General features: G+C 75.3%; 18 protein-coding genes and 1 riboswitch. Of the genes, 6 read left to right on the top strand and 12 right to left on the bottom strand.

Going from position 1 to position 20,170, the window contains the following annotated elements; translation table 11 throughout:
- Positions 1 to 91: 91 nt before the first annotated feature.
- The 4 genes from F1641_RS05130 to F1641_RS05115 all read left to right on the top strand — a co-directional run bounded on the left by F1641_RS05130 (position 92) and on the right by F1641_RS05115 (position 3,626).
- Positions 92 to 736, top strand: a complete 645-nt coding sequence (locus F1641_RS05130; protein ID WP_194903439.1) for a DsbA family protein — start codon at positions 92 to 94, stop codon at positions 734 to 736.
- Positions 737 to 820: 84 nt separating this feature from the next.
- Positions 821 to 1,303: a ribose-5-phosphate isomerase gene (locus F1641_RS05125; RefSeq protein ID WP_194903438.1), complete on the top strand. Its 483-nt coding sequence runs from the start codon at positions 821 to 823 to the stop codon at positions 1,301 to 1,303.
- 28 nt (positions 1,304 to 1,331) lie between these two features.
- Positions 1,332 to 2,270, top strand: a complete 939-nt coding sequence (locus tag F1641_RS22930; protein ID WP_194903437.1) for an Fpg/Nei family DNA glycosylase — start codon at positions 1,332 to 1,334, stop codon at positions 2,268 to 2,270.
- Positions 2,271 to 2,492: 222 nt separating this feature from the next.
- Entirely contained in the window at positions 2,493 to 3,626 is a 1,134-nt protein-coding gene (locus F1641_RS05115) for a PP2C family protein-serine/threonine phosphatase (protein WP_194903436.1), read from the top strand.
- On the opposite strand, the gene F1641_RS05110 is transcribed toward F1641_RS05115, so the two are convergent.
- On the bottom strand, positions 3,601 to 5,067 hold the full coding sequence (locus F1641_RS05110; RefSeq protein ID WP_194903435.1) for a bifunctional diguanylate cyclase/phosphodiesterase: 1,467 nt from the start codon (positions 5,065 to 5,067) through the stop codon (positions 3,601 to 3,603). The two genes, F1641_RS05115 and F1641_RS05110, sit on opposite strands and share 26 nt — an antisense overlap.
- 113 nt (positions 5,068 to 5,180) lie before the next feature.
- A complete protein-coding gene (locus F1641_RS05105) occupies positions 5,181 to 6,467 on the bottom strand; it encodes an MFS transporter (protein ID WP_194903434.1) in 1,287 nt (428 codons plus the stop codon).
- Positions 6,468 to 6,592: 125 nt separating this feature from the next.
- Here F1641_RS05105 and F1641_RS05100 point away from each other — a divergent pair, with 125 nt between their 5' ends.
- The gene (locus tag F1641_RS05100) at positions 6,593 to 7,648 is read left to right on the top strand and encodes an NAD(P)-dependent alcohol dehydrogenase (RefSeq protein ID WP_309225403.1); all 1,056 of its coding nucleotides are present in this window, start codon (positions 6,593 to 6,595) and stop codon (positions 7,646 to 7,648) included.
- A 66-nt stretch (positions 7,649 to 7,714) separates the two neighbouring features.
- On the opposite strand, the gene F1641_RS05095 is transcribed toward F1641_RS05100, so the two are convergent.
- The 10 genes from F1641_RS05095 to F1641_RS05050 form a co-directional block, all read right to left on the bottom strand.
- Positions 7,715 to 9,349 carry an FAD-dependent oxidoreductase gene (locus F1641_RS05095; protein ID WP_194903432.1) on the bottom strand — a complete coding sequence of 545 codons (1,635 nt, stop codon included), beginning with the start codon at positions 9,347 to 9,349 and terminating at the stop codon, positions 7,715 to 7,717.
- Positions 9,350 to 9,415: 66 nt separating this feature from the next.
- Positions 9,416 to 10,183, bottom strand: coding sequence for an amino acid ABC transporter ATP-binding protein (locus F1641_RS05090; protein WP_305079830.1), 768 nt, complete (start codon positions 10,181 to 10,183; stop codon positions 9,416 to 9,418).
- Complete coding sequence (locus tag F1641_RS05085; protein WP_194903431.1) at positions 10,180 to 10,842, bottom strand: amino acid ABC transporter permease; 663 nt, start codon at positions 10,840 to 10,842, stop codon at positions 10,180 to 10,182. The genes F1641_RS05090 and F1641_RS05085 overlap by 4 nt, the downstream gene beginning before the upstream one ends.
- A 42-nt stretch (positions 10,843 to 10,884) precedes the next feature.
- Positions 10,885 to 11,703 carry an amino acid ABC transporter substrate-binding protein gene (locus F1641_RS05080; protein WP_194903430.1) on the bottom strand — a complete coding sequence of 273 codons (819 nt, stop codon included), beginning with the start codon at positions 11,701 to 11,703 and terminating at the stop codon, positions 10,885 to 10,887.
- Between the two features lie 98 nt (positions 11,704 to 11,801).
- Complete coding sequence (locus tag F1641_RS05075; protein ID WP_194903429.1) at positions 11,802 to 12,329, bottom strand: CoA-binding protein; 528 nt, start codon at positions 12,327 to 12,329, stop codon at positions 11,802 to 11,804.
- A 3-nt stretch (positions 12,330 to 12,332) separates the two neighbouring features.
- Complete coding sequence (locus F1641_RS05070; protein ID WP_194903428.1) at positions 12,333 to 13,739, bottom strand: O-acetylhomoserine aminocarboxypropyltransferase/cysteine synthase family protein; 1,407 nt, start codon at positions 13,737 to 13,739, stop codon at positions 12,333 to 12,335.
- A gap of 126 nt (positions 13,740 to 13,865) precedes the next feature.
- Entirely contained in the window at positions 13,866 to 15,938 is a 2,073-nt protein-coding gene (gene acs, locus F1641_RS05065; RefSeq protein WP_194903427.1) for an acetate--CoA ligase, read from the bottom strand.
- The gene (locus F1641_RS05060; RefSeq protein WP_309225402.1) at positions 15,935 to 16,819 is read right to left on the bottom strand and encodes an ABC transporter permease; all 885 of its coding nucleotides are present in this window, start codon (positions 16,817 to 16,819) and stop codon (positions 15,935 to 15,937) included. The genes acs and F1641_RS05060 overlap by 4 nt, the downstream gene beginning before the upstream one ends.
- Positions 16,816 to 17,874, bottom strand: a complete 1,059-nt coding sequence (locus tag F1641_RS05055; protein WP_194903426.1) for an aliphatic sulfonate ABC transporter substrate-binding protein — start codon at positions 17,872 to 17,874, stop codon at positions 16,816 to 16,818. The genes F1641_RS05060 and F1641_RS05055 overlap by 4 nt, the downstream gene beginning before the upstream one ends.
- Positions 17,875 to 17,964: 90 nt before the next feature.
- The gene (locus F1641_RS05050) at positions 17,965 to 18,807 is read right to left on the bottom strand and encodes an ABC transporter ATP-binding protein (protein WP_194903425.1); all 843 of its coding nucleotides are present in this window, start codon (positions 18,805 to 18,807) and stop codon (positions 17,965 to 17,967) included.
- Positions 18,801 to 18,904: riboswitch (SAM riboswitch) on the bottom strand. (Overlaps the previous gene by 7 nt.)
- A 473-nt stretch (positions 18,905 to 19,377) precedes the next feature.
- Between F1641_RS05050 and F1641_RS05045 the strand changes: the two genes are divergently transcribed.
- Positions 19,378 to 20,157: a glucosamine-6-phosphate deaminase gene (locus F1641_RS05045; protein ID WP_206690655.1), complete on the top strand. Its 780-nt coding sequence runs from the start codon at positions 19,378 to 19,380 to the stop codon at positions 20,155 to 20,157.
- Positions 20,158 to 20,170: the final 13 nt, after the last annotated feature.

Here is a 20,170-nt window from a genome sequence, read left to right as displayed (position 1 = left end):
CCCCGTCCTCGTGGTGGCTGCTCAGCACCCTCTGATGCTGCCACGCAGGCAGGCCGGGCAGACGAGCCGGGCCGGTGGTGTTATCGGTGGCATGACTGACGCAGCGCAGAGCGCCTCGAAGAGCCCCGTCGACTTCTGGTTCGACCCCGTCTGCCCGTGGGCGTGGATGACGTCGCGCTGGATCCTCGAGGCGGCGGAGGTCCGCGACATCGACGTCACCTTCCGGGTGATGAGCCTCGCGGTGCTCAACGACGGGCGCGACCTGCCCGAGCAGTACGTGGAGATGATGAAGAAGGCGTGGGGCCCGGTGCGCGTGGTCACCGCCGCGAAGGAGCTGCACGGCCAGGAGGTCGTCGAGCCGCTCTACACGGCGATCGGCACCCGCATCCACCCCGGCGGCGAGGAGGACTTCCACGCCGCGGTGGTCGGCGGCCTGGCCGACGCGGGGCTCCCGGCCGACCTCATCCGCTTCGCGGACAGCACCGAGTACGACGAGCAGCTGAAGGCCTCCCACCACGAGGCCATCAGCCGCGTCGGCGACGACGTCGGCACCCCCGTCATCGGTGTGGCCGGCAAGGACGGCGCGCCCGGCCCGGCGTTCTTCGGCCCCGTGATCACCCCCGCGCCCAAGGGCGAGGAGGCCGGGAAGCTGTGGGACGGCGTCACCGCGGTGGCCGCCTACGAGGGCTTCTACGAGCTGAAGCGCACCCGCACCCAGGGCCCCGTCTTCGACTGACCCCCACTCTCCCCGTCCGTGATCATGGACGACCGCCACCTCGCGCAGGTGGCGGAAGTCCATGATCACGGGGGGAGTGTCAGGATGACCGGCGTGCGCGTCCACATCGCCAGCGACCACGCCGCCTTCGAGCTCAAGCAGCACCTGGTGCAGCACCTGGGCGAGGCCGGTCACGAGGTCGTCGACCACGGCCCCGAGGCCTACGACGCCCTCGACGACTACCCCGACTTCTGCATCCCCGCCGCGCTCGGCGTCCGCGCCGACGTCCGCGCGGGGGTGGAGGCCCTGGGCGTCGTGCTCGGCGGCTCCGGCAACGGCGAGCAGCTCGCCGCCAACCGCGTCCCCGGGATCCGCGCCGCCCTCGCGTGGAGCCTGCAGACCGCCCAGCTGGCCCGCCAGCACAACGACGCGCACGTCGTCAGCGTGGGGGCGCGGATGCACTCCGTCGACGACGCCACCGCCATCGTCGACGCGTTCCTCGCCACCCCGTTCAGCGGCGACGAGCGCCACCAGCGCCGCCTCGACCTCATGACCGCCTGGGAGGCGGAGCACCTCACCGAGCGGTGATCCCCGCGGGGAGGCAGGCTCTCTCCTCGTGCCAGAAGGTCACACCCTCCACCGCCTCGCGCGCTCCGTCCACGACGCCTTCGGCGGCCGCCTCGTCGAGGCCGGCAGCCCCCAGGGGCGCTTCGCCGACGGCGCGGCGCTGCTCGACGGCCACCGCGTCGCGCGCTCGGACGCCGTCGGCAAGCACCTGCTGGTCGGCTTCCTGCCGCCCGACGCCCCCGAGCGCCGCACGCCCGAGCGGTGGCTGCACGTGCACCTGGGCCTGTACGGCAAGGTCGCGTTCGGCACGGGGGAGCCGCCCGCGCCCGTCGGGGCGGTGCGCCTGCGGCTGGTGACCCTCGACGCCAGCCCCGAGAGCGACCCGGACGGCGACGACGAGCCCCGCACCGACCTGAGCTGGGCCGACCTGCGCGGCCCGACGGCCTGCGAGGTGCTGCTGCGCCCGGAGGTCGACGCGCTGCGCGCCCGGCTCGGGCCCGACCCCCTGCGCCGCGACGACGGCCCGGAGCGCTTCCTCGCCCGCGCGGGGGCCAGCCGCGTGACCATCGGTGCGCTGCTGATGCACCAGGACGTGCTCGCCGGCGCCGGCAACATCTACCGCGCCGAGGCGCTCTACCGCGCCGGCCTCGACCCAGCCGTGCCCGGCCGCGACGTCGACCCCGAGCGCCTGATCGGCATCTGGGACGACCTCGCCGTGCTCATGCGCGCCGGGGTGCGCTCGGGGCGCATCGTCACCACGCGCCCGGCCGACCGGCGCCGCGGGCTGGTCGCGTCCTCGGGCGACGAGGCCGACGGCAGCCCGGTGCGCCGCGGGCAGTCGGGGGCGCACTACGTCTACCGGCGCCAGGGCCTGCCGTGCCGGCTGTGCGGGACGACCGTGGCGACGTCCGTGCTCGAGGGGCGCAACCTGTTCTGGTGCCCGCAGTGCCAGGCGCCCGGGGTGACCACCTCGCCCCTCGCCGCCTGAGCCGCTGCCCGCCCTCCGTCCTCCCGCCCCCGTTCCCGTTCCCTTGACGACCACGCACCTGAGCGCCACACCGGTCGTCCACGAGGCGGCGTGGTGGCGCGGATGCGTGTGATCGTCGCGGGAGACGGGGTGGGACGGGGCGGGCGGGTGGGGGGACGCGCCGGGGCGGCGGGAGTGCGAGAACGCCGGATGGGCGCCGGGGCCCCCGGCTAGGGTCGGCGGGTGCGCCTGCGCCTCGAGAGCGCCTCGCGCTGGCTCCACCGGCGCCGGCGGAGGCTGACCCGCCGCCTGGTGAGCAGGTTCCGCCCCCGCACCATGCCGCGGCAGGCGCTGCTGCTGCTGTGGCTGACGGCCCTGGCCGTCGTCGTCGCCCTCACCGGGGCGCTCGCCCCGCGGTGGGCGCCCACCAGCGCGATGGTGTTCGTGCTGCTCCTGGGCGGGTTCTTCCTGCGGATGCGCACGATGGTGCTGCTCTACCTCGTGGCCGCGGCGGGCGCCGCGCTGACGGTCGCGGCCGACGGCCCCGACGGGGCCACGCGCCCGGGAGACCTGCTGCTGCTGGGGGCCACCGCCGTCCTGGTGGCCCTGTTCGTGCGCAGCCGCGAGCGCCTCGGCGTCCAGGGCACCCTCGGCGACGCGATGCTGGTCGACCTGCGCGACAGGCTCCGCAGCCAGGGCGCGGTGCCGCCGCTGCCGTCCGACTGGCACGTGGAGACCGAGCTGCGGCCGGCGTTCGGAGACTCCTTCAGCGGCGACTTCGTGGTGGCGACGCGCTCGCGGCACAGCGGCGGGGCCGACGTGCTGGAGGTCGCCCTCGTCGACGTCTCCGGCAAGGGCCAGCAGGCGGGCACCCGTGCGCTGCTGCTGTCGGGGGCGCTCAGCGGCCTGCTGGGGGCGATGCCCGTGGAGGGCTTCCTGCCCGCCGCGAACGCCTACCTGCTGCGCCAGGACTGGCCCGAGGGCTTCGCGACCGCCGTCCACCTGGCGGTCGACCTCGCCACCGGCGACTACCGCGTCAGCCTCGCGGGGCACCCGCCCCCGGGGACCGGCGGCGCGGGCAGCACCTGGCGGCTCCTCGACGACGACTCCGGCCCGGCGCTGGGCCTGGTGCCCGACGTCGACTTCCCGGTGCTGCGCGGCACCCTCGCGCCCGGGCAGGGGCTCTACCTGTGCACCGACGGGATGGTCGAGGTGCCGGGGGAGGACCTGTCGGTGGGCACGGAGGTGCTGCTGTCCCTGGCCGCGGAGGCGTCGGCGCGGGGCTGGCGGCCGGGGGAGGCGGAGCGGCTCGTCGACGCCGCCGCGGTGGCGGAGTCCGACGACCGCGCGCTCATCCTCGTGTGGCGCCGGGGCTGAGGTCCTCGACGGCGCCGTGGGCGTCGGCGCCGACGACCCACCGGGCGAGGGCCAGCTCGGGCGTGACCGGCCGGCCCACCCAGTAGCCCTGCAGCTCGTCGCAGCCCAGCTCGCGCAGGCGCTCGGCGACGGCGGCGTCCTCGACGCCCTCGGCGACGACCTGCAGGCCCAGCCGGTGCCCGAGGTCGATGATGCTGGCGGCGATGGCCTCGTCCTCGGGCACGCCGACCAGGTCGGTGACGAACTGCCGGTCGACCTTGAGCTGGCGCACGGCGAGGCCGCGGAGCTGGCCGAGGCTGGTGTACCCGGCGCCGAAGTCGTCGACGGAGACGCGGACGCCGCGGTCGGCGAGCGCGCGGACCACCTCGAGGGCCTCGCCCACGTCGTTCGACACGGCGGTCTCGGTGATCTCCAGCACCAGCTGCTCGGCGGGCCAGGCGCTGCGGGCCAGGGCCTCGTCGACGATGCCGAGCAGGCCCGGCTCGAGCACGGAGGCGCTGACGTTGACGGCGATCGAGGTGTCGAGCCCGGCGCGGCGCCACGCGGCGCCCTGGCGCAGCGCGGTCAGCACCACCCAGCGGGTCAGCGGGCGCACCAGGGTGGTCCGCTCGGCCAGCGGCAGGAACTCCGCGGGCAGCAGCAGGCCGCGGGTGGGGTGCTGCCAGCGCAGCAGCGCCTCGAACCCCCGCAGCTCCAGCGTCGCGGCGTCGACCACCGGCTGGTAGCGCAGGGTCAGCTGGCCCTCCTCCATCGCCTGCCGCAGGAGCGCGAGGGTGGTGAGGCCGTCGGTGCTGTCGGGGGCGAGGTCGGCCGTGTAGGGCAGCACGCCGGCGCGGGAGCGCTTGGCCTCGTACATGGCGAGGTCGGCGTGCCGCAGCAGGTCGCCGACCGTGCGTCCGGCGGTGGGGGCGACGGCTGCGCCCACGCTGCTGGTGATGTCGAGGTCGACCCCGTCGGCGCTGAACCCGCCGGCGCCGAGCGCGGCCAGCAGCCGCTTGCCGTGCAGCACCGCCTGCGCGGAGGTGACGGGGACGGTGAGCAGGACGGCGAACTCGTCGCCGCCGAGGCGCGTGACCACCGCGCCGGGAGGAGCCGCCTCGGCGAGGCGGCCGGCCACCTGGGCCAGCAGCGCGTCACCGGCGGCGTGGCCGAGGGTGTCGTTGACGTCCTTGAACCCGTCGAGGTCGAGCAGCAGCAGCCCCGGGCCGTGGTGGCCGTCGCCGTCCAGCTCCGAGACGCCGGCCAGCACGCGGTCACCGACCTCGGCGAGGCGCACCCGGTTGCCCAGGCCCGTGAGCGGGTCGGTGCGCACGGCGGCGCTGTGCCGGCGGTGCTGGCGGCGCAGCAGCACGAGCAGCACCCCCAGGGCCGCGGCGAGCAGCAGGCCGCCCCACACCGGGACGACGCCGGACGCCGTGAGTCCCCTGGCGACCTCGAGCACGTCGTCTCCTCACCTCCCGGGCCCCGCGGTGGCACCCAGGTGTCCTGTCGTCCGGCTGGCCCGCCCGCTGGAGACCACGGGCACCCGCTCACCCGGTCGGACCCGCGCGCCGCTCAGGAGGCCCCGGCAGCGGGGTCGAGGCGGTCGGGCCGGTCGTCGCGGCCCGGCAGCAGCGACCGCGTCCGCGCCAGCAGCGCGCTGAGCACCAGCGCCACCAGCACGCAGCCCCCGGCCACCGCCACCACCGCCCCCCACCCGCCGCCGGCCCACGCCGCACCGCCCGCCGTCCCGCCCAGCGACGAGCCGACGTAGTACGCGAACAGGTACGTGGAGGCCGCCTGCGCGGTGGCCCGCCCGCCCAGGCCGGCGCGGGCGGCCACCCAGCCGCTGGCCACCCCGTGCGCCGCGAAGAAGCCCGCCGTGAGCACCGCCATCCCGACCACCACCGCCCACAGCGGCGCCGCCAGCGTCACGAGCAGGCCCGCCCCCATGACGGCCACGGCGACGGGGACGACGGCGCGCCGCCCCACCCGGTCGGCCAGGCGCCCCCCGCGCGCGGAGCTCACCGAGCCCAGCGCGTAGACCGCGAACATGAGACCGGCCACCGCGGGGCCGAGGGAGTACGGCGGGGCCTCCAGGCGGAAGCCGATCGCGTTCCAGGCCGCGAGGAAGGCGCCCATGAGCGTGAGCGACACCCCGTAGAGCGCCAGCAGCGCCGGGTCGGTGAGCACCCCCGCGGTGCGCCGCGCCAGGGGGCGCAGCCCCGCGTCGGCGGGCACGAACCGCCGCGACGAGGGCAGCAGCCGCCACACCGCCACCGCGCACACCAGCCCCAGGACGCCCACGCCGACCTGCGCGGCCCGCCACCCTCCGAGCTCCGCCAGCCCGGAGGACAGCAGCCGTCCGAGCATCCCGCCCAGGGCGTTGCCCCCGATGTACAGGCCGGTCGCGGCTCCCGCGGCCGAGGGGTGCACCTCCTCGCGCAGGTAGGCCACCGCGACCGCCGGCAGCCCCGCCAGCACCAGGCCCTGCAGCGCGCGCAGGCCGATGAGCAGCGCCCACCCGCCGTGCCCCGACGGGGCCAGCGCGACCAGCAGGCCCAGCGCGCTCGCGGCCACCAGCGAGGCGTGGACCAGGGCGGTCCGTCCTAGGCGCTCCGAGACCGGCCCGGCGACGAGGAGCCCGACGGCGAGCGCCGCCGTCGTCGCCGACACCGCGAGCGTGGCGCGCGCCGGGCTCACGGCGTAGTCGGTGGCCAGCTGGGGGAGCAGGGGCTGCGGGGCGTAGAGCAGGGCGAAGACGGCGACGCCGGCGAGGAAGAGCGCCCAGGAGGCGCGCCGGAGGGCCGGGTCGCCGGCGCGGTACCCGTCGGGCGGTCCGGCGGGGGCGGCGGCGGTCACGGGGCCACGCTAGGCACCGCCGCGCCGCTGGGTCGCGCCGCAGACCCGTCGTGCGCGATCACACCTCCCGGCGCAGGATGGACGGGACCCCTGACGCACCACACCGATCACTCGGAAGGACCACCGTGCCCACGACCGTGCACGCCCGCAGCACCTCCGGCCCCGGCGAGCCGTTCCAGGCCGTCACCATCGAGCGCCGCGACCTCGGCCCGAAGGACGTCCTCATCGACATCGCCTACGCCGGCATCTGCCACTCCGACATCCACACCGGGCGCGGGGAGTGGGGCGAGACCCTCTTCCCGCTCACCCCCGGCCACGAGATCGCCGGCACCGTCGCCGAGGTCGGCTCCGAGGTCACCAAGCACGCCGTGGGCGACCGCGTCGGCGTCGGCTGCATGGTCGACTCCTGCCGCGAGTGCTCCGAGTGCACCGCCGGCCGCGAGCAGAACTGCGAGCGGGGCAACGTCGGCACCTACAACGCGATCGGCAAGGACGGGCGGCCCACCGAGGGCGGCTACAGCGAGAAGATCGTCGTCGACGAGGACTTCGTGCTGCGCATCCCCGAGGGCATCGACCTCGACGTCGCCGCCCCGCTGCTGTGCGCCGGCATCACCCTGTACTCCCCGCTGCGCTTCTGGGGCGCCGGCGAGGGCAAGCAGGTCGCGATCGTCGGCATGGGCGGCCTCGGCCACATGGGCGTGAAGATCGCCCACGCCATGGGCGCCGAGGTCACGGTGCTGTCGCAGTCGCTGAAGAAGCAGGAGGACGGCCTCCGCCTGGGCGCCGACCACTACGTCGCCACCGGTGACGAGGGCGCGCTGGAGTCCCTGAAGGCCTCCTTCGACCTGATCATCACGACGATCTCCGCCGACGTCGACATCAAGCCCTACCTCGCGGCGCTCAAGCCCGAGGGCGTGCTGGTGACGGTGGGCCTGCCGAGCAAGCCGTTCCAGGTGCCGGCCGGCGCGCTGATCATGGGCCGCAAGAGCCTCGCGGGCTCGAACATCGGCTCCATCGCCGAGACCCAGGAGATGCTCGACTTCTGCGCCGAGCACCACATCGGTGCCGAGGTCGAGGTCATCAGCGCCGACCAGGTCGACGAGGCCTGGGAGCGCGTCGTGAACTCCGACGTTCGCTACCGCTTCGTCATCGACGCCGCGACGATGGCGCCGTCCGCCTGACCGCCTCCCCGTCCCGGAGGCCCATGATCACGGTGATCATGGGCCTCCGGTGCACCTGCGTCGGGGTCAGGGGCGGAGCAGCTCCTCCTCGAGGCGCAGCACCTCGAGGTCGCGACCCACGCCGGCCACCGCGGTGACGCGCCCGTCGGCGTCGCGGTAGCGCACCACGGCGTCGCCGTCGGCCAGCGAGCCGTCGACCTCCGCGCTGCCGCCGCCGTCGGCGGACAGGTCCGGCACGTCGCCGGCGAGTCGGTACTGCCGGCTGAACTGCTTGGTCCAGAAGAACGCCGGCTCCGCCAGCTCCTCCCCGCCGCCGCGGCGCAGCAGGTCGACGGCGGCCGCCGCCCCCTGGCGCTGCGCCTGCGCCCAGTGCTCGACCCGGCGGCGCCGGCCCGTGGTCGCGTCGGGCCAGGCGGCGACGTCACCGGCGGCCCACACGCCGTCGGCGGAGGTGCGGCCGCGGGCGTCGACGACCACGCCACCGCCCTCGTCCTCCCGCGCCAGGGCCAGGTCGGCGCTCTTGGCCAGGTCGAGGCGCGGGGTGACGCCGACGCCGACCACGAGCAGGTCGGCGCGGCCGCGGGCCGGGGCGCGCGAGCCGTCCTCGAGCTCGAGGACCCCGTCGTTCCAGCGGGCGGCGCGTCCGGTGACGAAGGTGACGCCCTCGGACTCGTGGGCGGCGCGCACGGCCCGGCCCACGTCCTCGCCCATCTGGCGGGCGAGCGGCACCTCCGAGGTGGAGACGACGGTGACGTCGACGCCCTTCTCGCGCAGCACCGCAGCGGCCTCCAGCCCGATGAAGCCCGCGCCGAGCACGACGGCGGTCCGCCCCTCGGGCTCGTCCCCGACGGCCGCCAGGAGCGCGTCGGCGTCGGCCAGCGACCTGAGCACGTGCACGTCGTCGCGGCCGAGGCCCGGCAGGTCGGGGCGCACCGGCTCCGAGCCGGGGGCGAGCAGCAGCGCCTGGTAGGCGAGCAGGGTGACGGCCCCGTCCGGCCCCTCGAGGCCCAGGCGCCTCTGCTCGGTGTCGAGCACCGTGGCGCGCGTGCCGAGGCGCAGCTCGACGCCGTGCTCGGCGTACCAGCCCTCGTCCAGGAGCGGGAGGTCGTCGGCGGGCTTTGCGCCGGCCAGGTAGAACTTGCTCAGCTGCGTCCTGTCGATCGGCGCGTGCGGCTCGGCGGAGACGAGCACCAGCTCGCCCTCGTAGCCCTCGCGCCGCAGCCGCTCGACGGCCGCGAAGCCGGCGGCCCCGCCGCCCACGACGACCACCCGGCGCAGCGCGCCGTCGGCGCGCGTGGCGGCCGTCTCCGGCCCGGGGGACGGCTCGGCGGCGGGCCCGGTGACGCGCACGACCGCGTCGTCGCCCTCGCCGTCGACCTCCACCGCGAAGCGCGCCAGCGGCTCGTACGCCGGCGCCAGCAGCGCCTCGCCCGAGCGCAGGTCGAAGCAGGCGTGGTGGAACGGGCAGCGCACGAGGTCACCGGTGCGCAGGCCCTTCGCGAGCGGAGCGCCGACGTGGGTGCAGGTGCCCGAGACCGCGGAGACGCGCTGCTCGCCGTCGTCGTCGGTGTAGCGGGTCAGGAGCACCTGCTCGGCGTCGTCGCCCGTGCCGAGGGCACCCGCGAGGACGCCGTCGAGGGGGAGGTCGCCCAGGCGCACGCCGCGGGTGAGGTCGGGTGTCGTGTCGTCGTCGTCAGCCACCCTCGAAGATCTACCCGCTCGGAGCGGGCACCGCCCGTCGAGCGGCTCCGAGCGCCTCCGGGCGCCTCAGAGCGGCTCGAGCAGGCGGCGCAGGAAGCGCCGGGTGCGCTCCTCGCGCGGGTCGGCGATGACCTGCGCCGCCGGGCCCCGCTCGACCACCACGCCCCCGTCGAGGAAGAGCACCTCGTCGGCGACCTGCTGGGCGAACCGGATCTCGTGCGTCACCACGACCATCGTCGTCCCGCCGTCGGCGAGGTCGCGCATGACCGCGAGCACCTCGCCCACCAGCTCGGGGTCGAGCGACGACGTCGGCTCGTCGAAGAGCACCACCTGCGGCCGGATGGCGAGGGCCCGGGCGATGCCGACCCGCTGCTGCTGGCCGCCGGACAGCTGCGAGGGCAGTGAGTCCTCCCGGCCGGCGAGACCCACCCGCTCCAGCAGGGCCAGCGCCTCGGCGCGGACCTCCTCGCGCGGCCGCCCCTGGACCACGACGGGCCCCTCGAGCAGGTTCTCCAGCACCGTGCGGTGCGGGAAGAGGTGGTGGCTCTGGAAGACCATGCCGCTCTGCGCCCGCAGGGCGGCCTCGGCGCGCTGGGCGGCGCGACGACGCGCGGGCAGCGCGCCGAAGTCGACCGCCACGCCGCCGATGCGGACGGTGCCCGCCTCGGGGCGCTCCAGCGCGTTGAGGCAGCGCAGGACTGTGGTCTTGCCCGAGCCCGAGGGGCCGATGAGCACGCTCACCCCGCCGGTGGGCACGGCGACGTCGACGCCGCGCAGCACGTGGTTCTCGCCGAAGGACTTCTGCAGGCCGGTGGCCTCGAGCAGCGCGCTCATGCCGTCACGTACCTGTTCAGGCGCACCTCGAGCCGGTCCTGCACCGCGGCGAGCAGCGCGCACACCACCCAGTAGTAGACGGCCGCCATGGAGTACAGCGCGAGGAACTCGTACGTGGGCGCCGCGATCTGCTGCGCCACCCGGAACAGCTCCGTCACCGTCACCACCGACACCAGCGACGTGTCCTTCACCAGGGAGATCAGGGTGTTGCTGAGCGGTGGCACCGCCAGGCGCGAGGCCTGGGGGAGCACCACGCGGCGCAGCGTCGTCCCGTAGCCCATGCCGACGGTCGCAGCGGCCTCCCACTGGCCCCGCGGCACCGACAGGATCGCGCTGCGCACCACCTCGGAGGCGTACCCGCCGACGTTGAGGCTGAGCGCCAGGATCGCGCTCGGCCACGGGTCGATCGTCACCCCGAGCGAGGGCAGGGCGTAGAAGACGATGAACAGCTGCACCAGCAGCGGGGTGCCGCGGATCGCGGAGACGTAGACGCGCGCGACGCCGGAGACGAGCCGCACCGGCGACAGCCGCATCAGGGCGACGACGACGGCGATCGCGAGCCCGAAGGCGAACGACGCCGCCGTCAGCGGGACGGTCCCCAGCACCAGCCCCTGCAGCAGGGGCCAGGCCGAGGAGCGCACGAGCTCCCAGTCGACCACCGGCTCACCCCCTGCCGGGGGGCGCGACCCCCGGGGCGACCGTCACTGCGAGACGTCCTCGCCGAAGTACTTCGTCGAGATCTCCGCGAGCGTGCCGTCGGCCTGCAGCTGCGCCAGCGCCTCGTCGATCTTCGGCGTCAGGTCCGAGCCCTTGGCCAGGGCGAACGCCTGCTGGCTGGTGTCCGGGGTGCTGCCGGCGATCTTCACCGAGGTGTCACCGGTGGTCTTGAGGTAGTCGAGGGCGGCGAGGTCGTCGTTCACGGTGGCGTCCACGCGGCCCTGCTTGAGCAGCGTCACGGCCTGGGTGAAGCCCTCCACGCCCTCCACCTGCGCGCCGGCGTCGGTCGCGACCTGGGCCCAGTTGCTGGTCAGCGACTGGGCCGTCGTCTTCCCGGCCAGGTCGGCCACGGAGGTGATCGCGGTGTCGTCGGCGCGGGTGATGATCGCGCCCGTGGAGGTCGTGTACGGGGTGGAGAAGTCGTAGAGGGCCTGGCGCTCGGGGTTCACCGTGACCTGGTTGGCCACGACGTCGTAGCGGCCCGCCTGCAGCCCGGCGAAGATCGCGTCCCACGTGACGTCGGTGAACTCCACCTGCATGCCCATCTCCTGGGCGACGGCGGTGATGACGTCGACGTCGTAGCCGGTGAGCTTCCCGCCGTCGGCCTGGTCGTGGAAGGTGAACGGGGCGTAGGTGCCCTCGGAGGCGACGCGCAGCACGCCGCCGGTGCCGGAGGCGGAGCCCGACGGCTCAGCGCTGGAGCTGCCGCCGACGACACCGTCGGCGGGGGAGCCGCCGCTGCAGGCGGACAGCGCCAGGGCGGCCGCGGCGGCGAGCAGGACGAGGGGGGAGCGGCGGAGCACGGGTGACCTCCGGGGTCGGTGGTGGAGCGGGGGCCCGGGGTCTCCGGGGCGGGGGCGGCGCTGCGCTGCTGAGCGCCGCCCCCTGCTGCAACGCCGGATCAGGCGCGGATCTGCCGCCGGCTGGAGATGACGCCGGTGTCGAAGCCCGCGAGGTGCAGGCCGCCGTGGAAGCGCGCGTGCTCGATCTTCACGCAGCGGTCCATGACCACCGAGATGCCGGCCTCCTCGGCGCGGCGGGCGACCTCCTCGTGCCACGAGCCCAGCTGCAGCCACAGCACGCTGGGCGCCCTCCCCCCGCCGGCGCCCTCGCGCAGGGCGATGACCTCGTCGAGGACGCTCGGCAGGTCGTCGTGGCGGCGGAACACGTCGACCACGTCGGGCACCACCGGGAGGTCGGCCAGGGTCGGGTAGACCGGGTGGCCGAGGATCTCCTTGGCGCGCGGGTTGATGAAGTACACGTCGTACGGGGAGCTCGACAGCAGGTACGTCGACACGAAGAAGCTCGCCCGCGCCTGGTTCTCCGAGGCTCCGACGATGGCGATGCTCTTGGCCTCGCGCAGCAGCGCGAGGCGCTCCGGGGCGGTCGGTCCCACCCAGGTGCGGGTGTTGTCCACGGTGAGCGTCATGCGTCAGCCCTCCTTGACGGCGGCGGTCAGGGCCTGGTCGAGGTCCCAGAGGATGTCGTCGAGGTCTTCCAGCCCGACGGAGATGCGCACCAGCTCCGGCTTCACGCCACCGGCCTCGAGCTGCTCGGCGCTCAGCTGCTGGTGCGTGGTCGACGCCGGGTGGATGACGAGGGTGCGCGTGTCGCCCACGTTGGCCAGGTGGCTCGCGAGCTGCACCGCCTCGATGAAGCGGCGCCCGGCCTCGCGGTCACCGGCGACGCCGAAGGAGAACACCGACGACGGGCCCAGCGGCAGGTACTTCTTCGCCCGCTCGAAGTGCACGTGCGAGGGGAGCCCGGCCCAGTTGACCCAGGCCACGCGGGGGTCGCGGTCGAGCCACTCGGCCACGCCGCGGGCGTTGCGCAGGTGCTCCTCCATGCGCGGGGCGAGGGTCTCGACGCCCTGCAGCAGCTGGAACGCCGACTGCGCGGACAGCGACGGGCCGGTGTCGCGCAGCTGCTCGGAGCGCAGCTTGGTGAGGAAGCCGTACTCGCCGAAGTTCTGCCACCAGCGGATGCCGTTGTAGCTGGGCACCGGCTCGGTCATCTGCGGGAAGCGGCCGCTGCCCCAGTCGAACCGTCCGGACTCGACGACCACGCCGCCCAGCGTCGTCCCGTGGCCGCCCAGGAACTTGGTGGCGGAGTGGATGACGATGTCGGCGCCGTGCTCGATCGGACGGACGAGGTACGGCGGGGTGAGCGTCGCGTCGACCACCAGCGGCACGCCCTCGGCGTGCGCGACGGCGGCCAGGCCCTCCAGGTCGGCCACCTGGCCCGACGGGTTGGCGACCACCTCGGTGTAGACGGCCTTGGTGTTCGGGCGGATGGCGGCGGCGTAGTCGGCCGGGTCGGTGCCGGCCACGAACGTCGTGTCGACGCCGAAGCGGCGCAGCGTGACGTCGAGCAGGGTGACCGTGCCGCCGTACAGCTGCGAGCTGGCGACGACGTGGTCGCCGGCCCCGGCGAGCGCGGCCAGGGTGATGAACTCCGCGCTCATGCCCGAGGCGGTGGCCACCGCGCCGATGCCGCCCTCGAGGGAGGCGATGCGCTCCTCGAACGCCGCGACCGTGGGGTTGGCCAGGCGGGAGTAGATGTTGCCGTACTTCTGCAGGCTGAAGAGGTTGGCGGCGTCGGCGGTGTCCTCGAACACGAACGACGTCGACTGGTAGATCGGGACGGCGCGGGCGCCGGTCGCCGAGTCGGGGGTGCCGCCGGCGTGCAGCGACCGGGTGCGGAAGCCCCAGGTGCGCTCGCCGCTGGGGCGGTCGGCCAGCGGGTCGGGGGAGACCGCGTCAGGCACGACCTGGGGGGTGGCGTCCTGCTCGGCCGCCTGGGGGTCCACGGCGGCGCCGCCGGGGGTGTCCTGGCTCATGCGTCCATCCTCTCTCTCGGTCCTGTCAGTCCTCCCCCTCCGCGACGACCGCTCACGTCATCGCCGCCTCGGCGGGCCTGCAGCCCGGGAGGTGGCGCTCATGTGCGTGATCGTCGCGGGGAGGGGTCAGCTCGTGCGGTCGCGGCGCAGCGCGATGCCGTCACGGACGGCGTCGACGGCGCGCTCGTCGGACAGCGACGTCGTGTCGCCCGGCGGCCTGCCCTCGAGCAGGTCGCCGAGGATGCGCCGCATGATCTTGCCGCTGCGGGTCTTGGGCAGGTCGCGGACCACCACGACGTGCTTGGGCTTGGCCACCGGCCCGATGACGGTCGCGACCTGGGCGCGTAGCGCCGCCTCGAGTCCGGCGTGCCCGTCGGCGTCGTCGAGCACCGACCGGCGCGACGGGATGACGAAGGCCGCCACCGCCTGGCCGGTCAGCTCGTCGCCGACGCCCACGACGCCCGCCTCGGCGACGTCGGGGTGCGCCACCAGGGCCGACTCCACCTCCGTGGTCGACAGGCGGTGCCCCGAGACGTTGACCACGTCGTCGAGGCGGCCCAGCAGCCACAGGTAGCGGTCGGCGTCGTAGCGGGCGCCGTCACCGGCCGCGTAGTAGCCCTGCACGGCGAACTGCCGCCAGTACGCGTCGCGGTAGCGCTCGGGGTTCCCCCACACCGTGCGGGCCATGCCCGGCCACGGCTTCCTCACCACGAGCCAGCCGCCCTGCCCGGGCTCAACCTCGGCGCCGGTGTCGTCGACGACGGCGGCGTCCAGGCCCGGCAGCGGGCGGGTGGCCGACCCCGGCTTGAGGGTGGTCGCACCGGGCAGCGGCGCCACCACGGTGGCGCCGGTCTCGGACTGCCACCACGTGTCGACGACGGGCGCGGTGCCCCCGCCCACGTTCTCGCGGAACCACATCCACACCTCGGGGTTGATGGGCTCCCCGACGCTGCCGAGCAGCGTGAGGCTCGACAGGTCGTACCGGGCCGGCACGTCGTCGCCCCAGGTCATGCACGCCCTGATGAGGGTCGGCGCGGTGTAGTACGTGGTGGCGCGGTACCTCTCGATGATCTCGAAGTGCCGCCCCGGGGCCGGGAAGTCGGGCACGCCCTCGTACATGACCTGCGTGACGCCGTTGAGCAGAGGCCCGTAGATGGCGAAGGAGTGCGCCGTCACCCAGGCGAGGTCGGCGGTGCACCAGTGGACGTCGGTCTCGGGGTGGGCGTCGAAGTGCGCCCAGTGCGCGTACCGCGCGTGCGTGAGGTACCCGCCCGTGGTGTGCAGCAGGCCCTTGGGCTTACCGGTCGAGCCGGACGTGTAGATGATGAAGAGCGGGTGCTCGGCGTCGAAGGCGCGCGCCTCGTGGACGGGGTCGGCCGGGTCGACGACGTCGTGCCACCACACGTCGCGCCCCTCGGTCCACGGGATCGGCTCCCCGGCGTAGGCCTCCTCGCCCGTGCGGCGGACCACGAGGACGTGCTCGACGTGGTCGAGCCCGGCGACGGCCTCGTCGACGGCGGCCTTCACCGGCACCGCCTTGCCGCGGCGGAACTGCCCGTCGGTGGCGATGACCACCTTCGCCGTCGTGTCCGCCACCCGGAAGCGCAGCGCCTCCGCGGAGAAGCCGCCGAACACCAGCGAGTGGACCGCGCCGATGCGCGCGCACGCCAGCACCGTGACGAGCGTCTCCGGGATGACCGGCAGGTAGAGCACCACGCGGTCGCCCGGCTCCACGCCGAGCGCCGTCAGCGCGTTGGCGGCCCGGCTGACCTCGGCGAGCAGGTCGGCGTAGGTGATCGTGCGGGTGTCGCCGCGCTCGCCTTCGAAGTGCGTGGCCACGCGGTCGCCGTGGCCGGCGGCCACGTGCCGGTCCAGGCAGTTCACGGCTGCGTTGAGGGTGCCGCCGTCGAACCAGCGCACCGACGGCACGGACAGCTCGGCCAGCGGGTCGGTCGGGTCCGCCCCCTCACCGAGCTGCGCCGGCTCCCACTGGAGCACGGTGTGCCAGGGGGTCTCCCACTGCAGGTGCCCGGCTTGCTCGGCCCAGAACCCCTCCGGGTCGGCCTCGCCGCGCAGCCGCCACGCCTCGGCGGTGGCGGCGTCGAGGTTGGCCGTGCGCGCGACGGCGTCGGGCGCGGCGAAGGTGCGCTCCTCGGCCAGCAGCGTGGTGAGGGTCGTCGATGTGCTCGTGTCGGTCATGCCCACCTCTTCAGGGCCCACCGCTCGAACAGGCCCACGACCGCGTCGCTGAGCTTGCCGAGGACGGCGAGCGTGATGATCGCCAGGAAGATCCGGTCGGTCCGACCGTTGTTGACGCTCTCGGTCAGCAGGTAGCCGAGCCCGATGGACGAGGCCAGCAGCTCGGCCGCGACCAGGAACAGCCACGCCTGCGCCAGCGCGAGCCGCAGCCCGGCGATGACCGCCGGGACGGCGGCCGGCAGCTGCACCTGGGTGAGCAGCGAGACGCCGCGCAGCCCGAACGCCCGGCCCGCCTCCACGAGGTTCGCGTCGACGTGGCGCAGCGCCGACGCCGTCGTCGTGAAGACGGGGAAGAACGCCCCGATGGCGACGAGGGTGAGCTTCGGGGGCTCGCCCAGGCCGATCCACAGGAGCAGCAGCGGCACCCACGCCAGCGACGGGACGGCGCGCAGCGCCCCGATCGTGGGGCCGAGCAGCGCGTCGGCCCAGCGCGAGAGGCCGACCAGCGACCCGACCACCAGGCCGGCCGCGGCGCCCAGGCCGAAGCCGACGAAGACCCGCTGCGCGGAGATGGCGATGTGCTGCTGCAGCAGGCCCCGCTCCCACAGGTCGCCGGCGGCGCGCACGACGGCGGCGGGGGAGGGCAGCTGCGATGCCGGGTAGGCGCCGGTGCTGGTGATCAGCTGCCACACGCCGAGGAGCGCCAGCGGCAGCAGCGCGCCCCACCAGGGGGAGAGCCGCCGGCGCGAGCCCGTGGCGCCCGCCTGCGCGGGGCGGCGGGGACTGAAGCCTGCGCGCACACCGCGAGGGGACGACGGGTCGCCGGAGCCACCCAGGCCCTGGGCCTGCGCGCTCCGCCCGTCGGTGACCACCTCGCTCACGAGGGGTCCGCCTTCGAGGCGTACGTGGTGTCGAACAGGCTCCCCAGCGCGGTGTCGACGGCCCCCTGGTCGGGCACGTCGCCGTTGGCCACGAACAGCGGGCCGATCTTCTCCAGCACCGCGGTCTGCGTGGCCCCCGGCACGGGCGAGATGTCGAGCTTGGTGCGGCCGAGCGTCGTCGTCGCGACCTCGGGGGCGATGCCGGCCACCTCGGCGAGCAGCGCCGTCGTCGCCTCGACGTTCTGCGGCACCCAGGCCCGGGCCTTCTCGTAGGCGTTCACGACGGCCTGCGCGAGGTCGGGGTGCTCGGCCAGGAAGTCCTCGCGGGCGTTGAGGAAGCCGTAGGAGTTGAAGTCGATGTTCTGGTAGATGATCTCGTCGCCGCTCTCGGCCTCGGCCGCGGCCATGATCGGGTCGAGCCCCGCCCACGCGTCGACGTTGCCCGCGTCGAGGGCGGAGCGGCCGTCGGCGTGCTGCAGGTTCTCCAGCGTGACGTCGGAGGTGCTCAGCCCCGCCTGCTCCAGCGCCTGCACGAGGAAGAAGTAGGGGTCGGTGCCGGTGGTGGCCGCCACGCGCTTGCCGCGCAGCCCGGCGACGTCGGTGATCGTCGACGACGGGCCCACCACCACGCCCGACCAGTTCGGCTGGCTGAAGACGTCGATCGTCTTGATGGGGGAGCCGTTCGAGCGGGCCAGCAGCGCGGCGGCGCCGGCCGTCGACCCGACCTGGATGTTGCCGTTGCGCAGGAACTCGTTGGCCTTGTTGGAGCCGGCGCTCTGCACCCACTCCACGGTGACGCCCTGGCCGCCGAGCTCGTCCTCCAGCCAGCCCTGGTCGCGGATGACGAGGCTGAGCGGGTTGTAGGTGGCGAAGTCGAGGGTGAGCGTGCGGGCGGCCGCCGAGGAGGAGCCGGCGGCGCTCGCGGCGGGTGCCGCGCCGGAGGCGTCCTCGCCCTGGGCGCAGGCGCTGAGGCCGGCGACGCCGAGGGGCGCCAGGGCGAGTAGCCCGAGCAGGGAGCGGCGGGAGGGGGTGCTGGGCAGGGACGTGCTGGTCATGGGGTCTCCAGAGGTCGGCGCGGGGAGCGCGGGGCGTCGGCGCGGTGGGACGGGCGTGGTGCGGGTGAGGAGGTGCTGGCGCGGGGCGCGTCAGGCGCGCGGGACGCCGAGGAGCTCGAGCAGCTCGGCGCGCAGCGACGCGAGGTGGGCGTCGCCGCGGTCGCGCGGGTGGGCCAGGTCGACGGCGGTGGTGCGGACCACCCGGGCGCCGTCGTGCCCCTCCTCGCGCCCCAGGACGACGACGCGGTCGGCCAGGTGCAGCGCCTCGTCGACGTCGTGCGTCACCAGGAGCACCGTCGTCGGGGTCGCTGCCAGCACGTCGAGCAGGAGGTCCTGCATGGTGAGGCGGGTCAGGGCGTCGAGGGCGGCGAACGGCTCGTCGAGCACGAGGACGCCGGGCCGGCGGGCGAGCGCCCGGGCCAGCGCCGTGCGCTGCGCCATGCCCCCGGAGACGCTGCGGGGGCGGTGCCCCGCGAAGCCGGACAGCCCGACGACGTCGAGCAGCTCGGCCACCCGCTGCTCGCCGGCCCGCTTCGCCGTGCCGCGCGGCAGGCCGAGGGCGACGTTGCCGGTCAGGGAGCGCCACGGCAGCAGCCGGGGCTCCTGGAACGCGATGGCGCAGCGGGGGTCGTGGTCGCGGACGGCGCCGTCGTCGAGCAGCACGCGGCCGCCGTCGACGCCGTCCAGGCCGGCGACGGCGCGCAGCAGCGTGGACTTGCCGCACCCGGAGGGGCCGAGGAGGGCCACGACCTCGCCGGGGGCGACGTCGAGGTCGACGCCGTCGAGCACGACGTGGTCGCCGAAGCGGCGCCCCACCCCCTCGAGGCGGACCCGCACGGCGCTGTCAGCGGGGGTGGCGGGGCTGGTGGTCGCGGGGTCGGCGCGGCGCCGGGTGGAGCGGTGCGCAGGACGCTGGACACGTGGATCCTCCATCGGTCCTGGCGGTAGCACCGGCCTTGGCGCGCAGGGGGGCGCGAGGTGGTTGCTGCGGCGTCAGCGAGCCAGGTCTCTCAGCCGCTCGGGATGGTCAGCCCCGATCCTAGGGGGACGGCGGGGGTGGGGCCGCACGTCGTCCCGCTCCTCGGTCGCCGGGCGCGCGACGGCCCTGGTCTCAGAGGGTGAGGGCCCGGTCGCGGGCACGCACCCGGCCGGGGGAGATGGCGGGCGCGGGCCCGCCGGAGTCCCCCGACCGGCGGGATCGCCGGTGGACACGGCCCTGCGGCCCTGGGGAACCTCACCGACGTGGACACCGCGACCGAGCAGCTGATCGCCTCACTCGAGGCGCTGCTCGCTGCCGCCAGCCTGGAGGGCCCCTCCACGCCCGTCGTCCCGCTCGAGGACTGGGCCGCCGAGCAGGCCTGACCGGCCGGGTGGTCGCAGGTGGGGTGCTGACCGCCTTGCCTCGGAACGACATGAGCAGGACTGACGCTTCTGAGCGGTTCCCTGATCGATCGTGAGCAGATACGCTCACGATCAGTCGTCCACCGCGTCATGAGGAGTCACGTGCTGACCGCCACGAGCCCCGCCCCCGCCCCCCGCGGGGCCACCGAGAGCCGGCTCGTGGTGCAGGTGCTGCCCGACGCCGCCGCCGTCGCCCGCCGCGCCGCCGACCTCGTCGCCGAGCTGCTGCTCGCCGGTGGGCTGCGCACCTTCGGCGTCGCCACCGGCTCCACCCCCTCACCCGTCTACGCCGAGCTCGCCGCCCGCGGCCTGCCCGGCTGGGACGGCGTGCGCCTGTTCGCCCTCGACGAGTACGTCGGCCTGCCGGCCGGCCACCCCGAGAGCTACCGCGCCGTCATCGAGCGCGAGGCGGCCGGACCGCTGGGCGTCCCGCTCGACCAGGTCCACGTGCCCGACGGGACCGCCGACGACCCGCGCGCCGCCGCCGACGCCTACGAGGCGGCCCTCGCGGCCGCGGGCGGCGCCGACGTGCAGCTCCTGGGGATCGGCGCCAACGGCCACATCGGGTTCAACGAGCCCGGCTCGCCGCTGGGGTCGCGCACCCGCGTGGTCGACCTCGACGAGCGCACCCGCGCCGACAACGCCCGCTTCTTCGACAGCCCCGCCCAGGTGCCCCACCACGCGGTGACCCAGGGCGTCGCCACCATCGGCACCGCCCGCCGCCACCTGCTGCTCGCCACCGGCGCCGCGAAGGCCGAGGCGGTGCGCGCGGCCCTGGAGGGCCCGGTCGGCCCCGCCTGCCCCGCCTCCGCCGTCCGGCTCTTCACGGACGTGCACGTGCTGCTCGACACCGCCGCCGCCTCGCTGCTGACCCGCGCGTGACCCGCGCAGCCGC

The sequence above is a fragment of the Quadrisphaera sp. INWT6 genome, from assembly GCF_015390235.1.
Taxonomy (GTDB): domain Bacteria; phylum Actinomycetota; class Actinomycetes; order Actinomycetales; family Quadrisphaeraceae; genus Quadrisphaera.
This window is presented reverse-complemented; position numbering and strand designations above follow the sequence as displayed.

Bases quoted from the DNA above. Each gene is read 5' to 3' on its own strand.
- acs (WP_194903427.1), bottom strand. From the start codon at position 15,938: ATGACCGACACGAGCACATCGACGACCCTCACCACGCTGCTGGCCGAG.
- F1641_RS05055 (WP_194903426.1), bottom strand. From the start codon at position 17,874: ATGACCAGCACGTCCCTGCCCAGCACCCCCTCCCGCCGCTCCCTGCTC.
- F1641_RS05125 (WP_194903438.1), top strand. From the start codon at position 821: ATGACCGGCGTGCGCGTCCACATCGCCAGCGACCACGCCGCCTTCGAG.
- F1641_RS05075 (WP_194903429.1), bottom strand. From the start codon at position 12,329: ATGACGCTCACCGTGGACAACACCCGCACCTGGGTGGGACCGACCGCC.
- F1641_RS05050 (WP_194903425.1), bottom strand. From the start codon at position 18,807: ATGGAGGATCCACGTGTCCAGCGTCCTGCGCACCGCTCCACCCGGCGC.
- F1641_RS05130 (WP_194903439.1), top strand. From the start codon at position 92: ATGACTGACGCAGCGCAGAGCGCCTCGAAGAGCCCCGTCGACTTCTGG.
- F1641_RS05090 (WP_305079830.1), bottom strand. From the start codon at position 10,183: ATGAGCGCGCTGCTCGAGGCCACCGGCCTGCAGAAGTCCTTCGGCGAG.
- F1641_RS05070 (WP_194903428.1), bottom strand. From the start codon at position 13,739: ATGAGCCAGGACACCCCCGGCGGCGCCGCCGTGGACCCCCAGGCGGCC.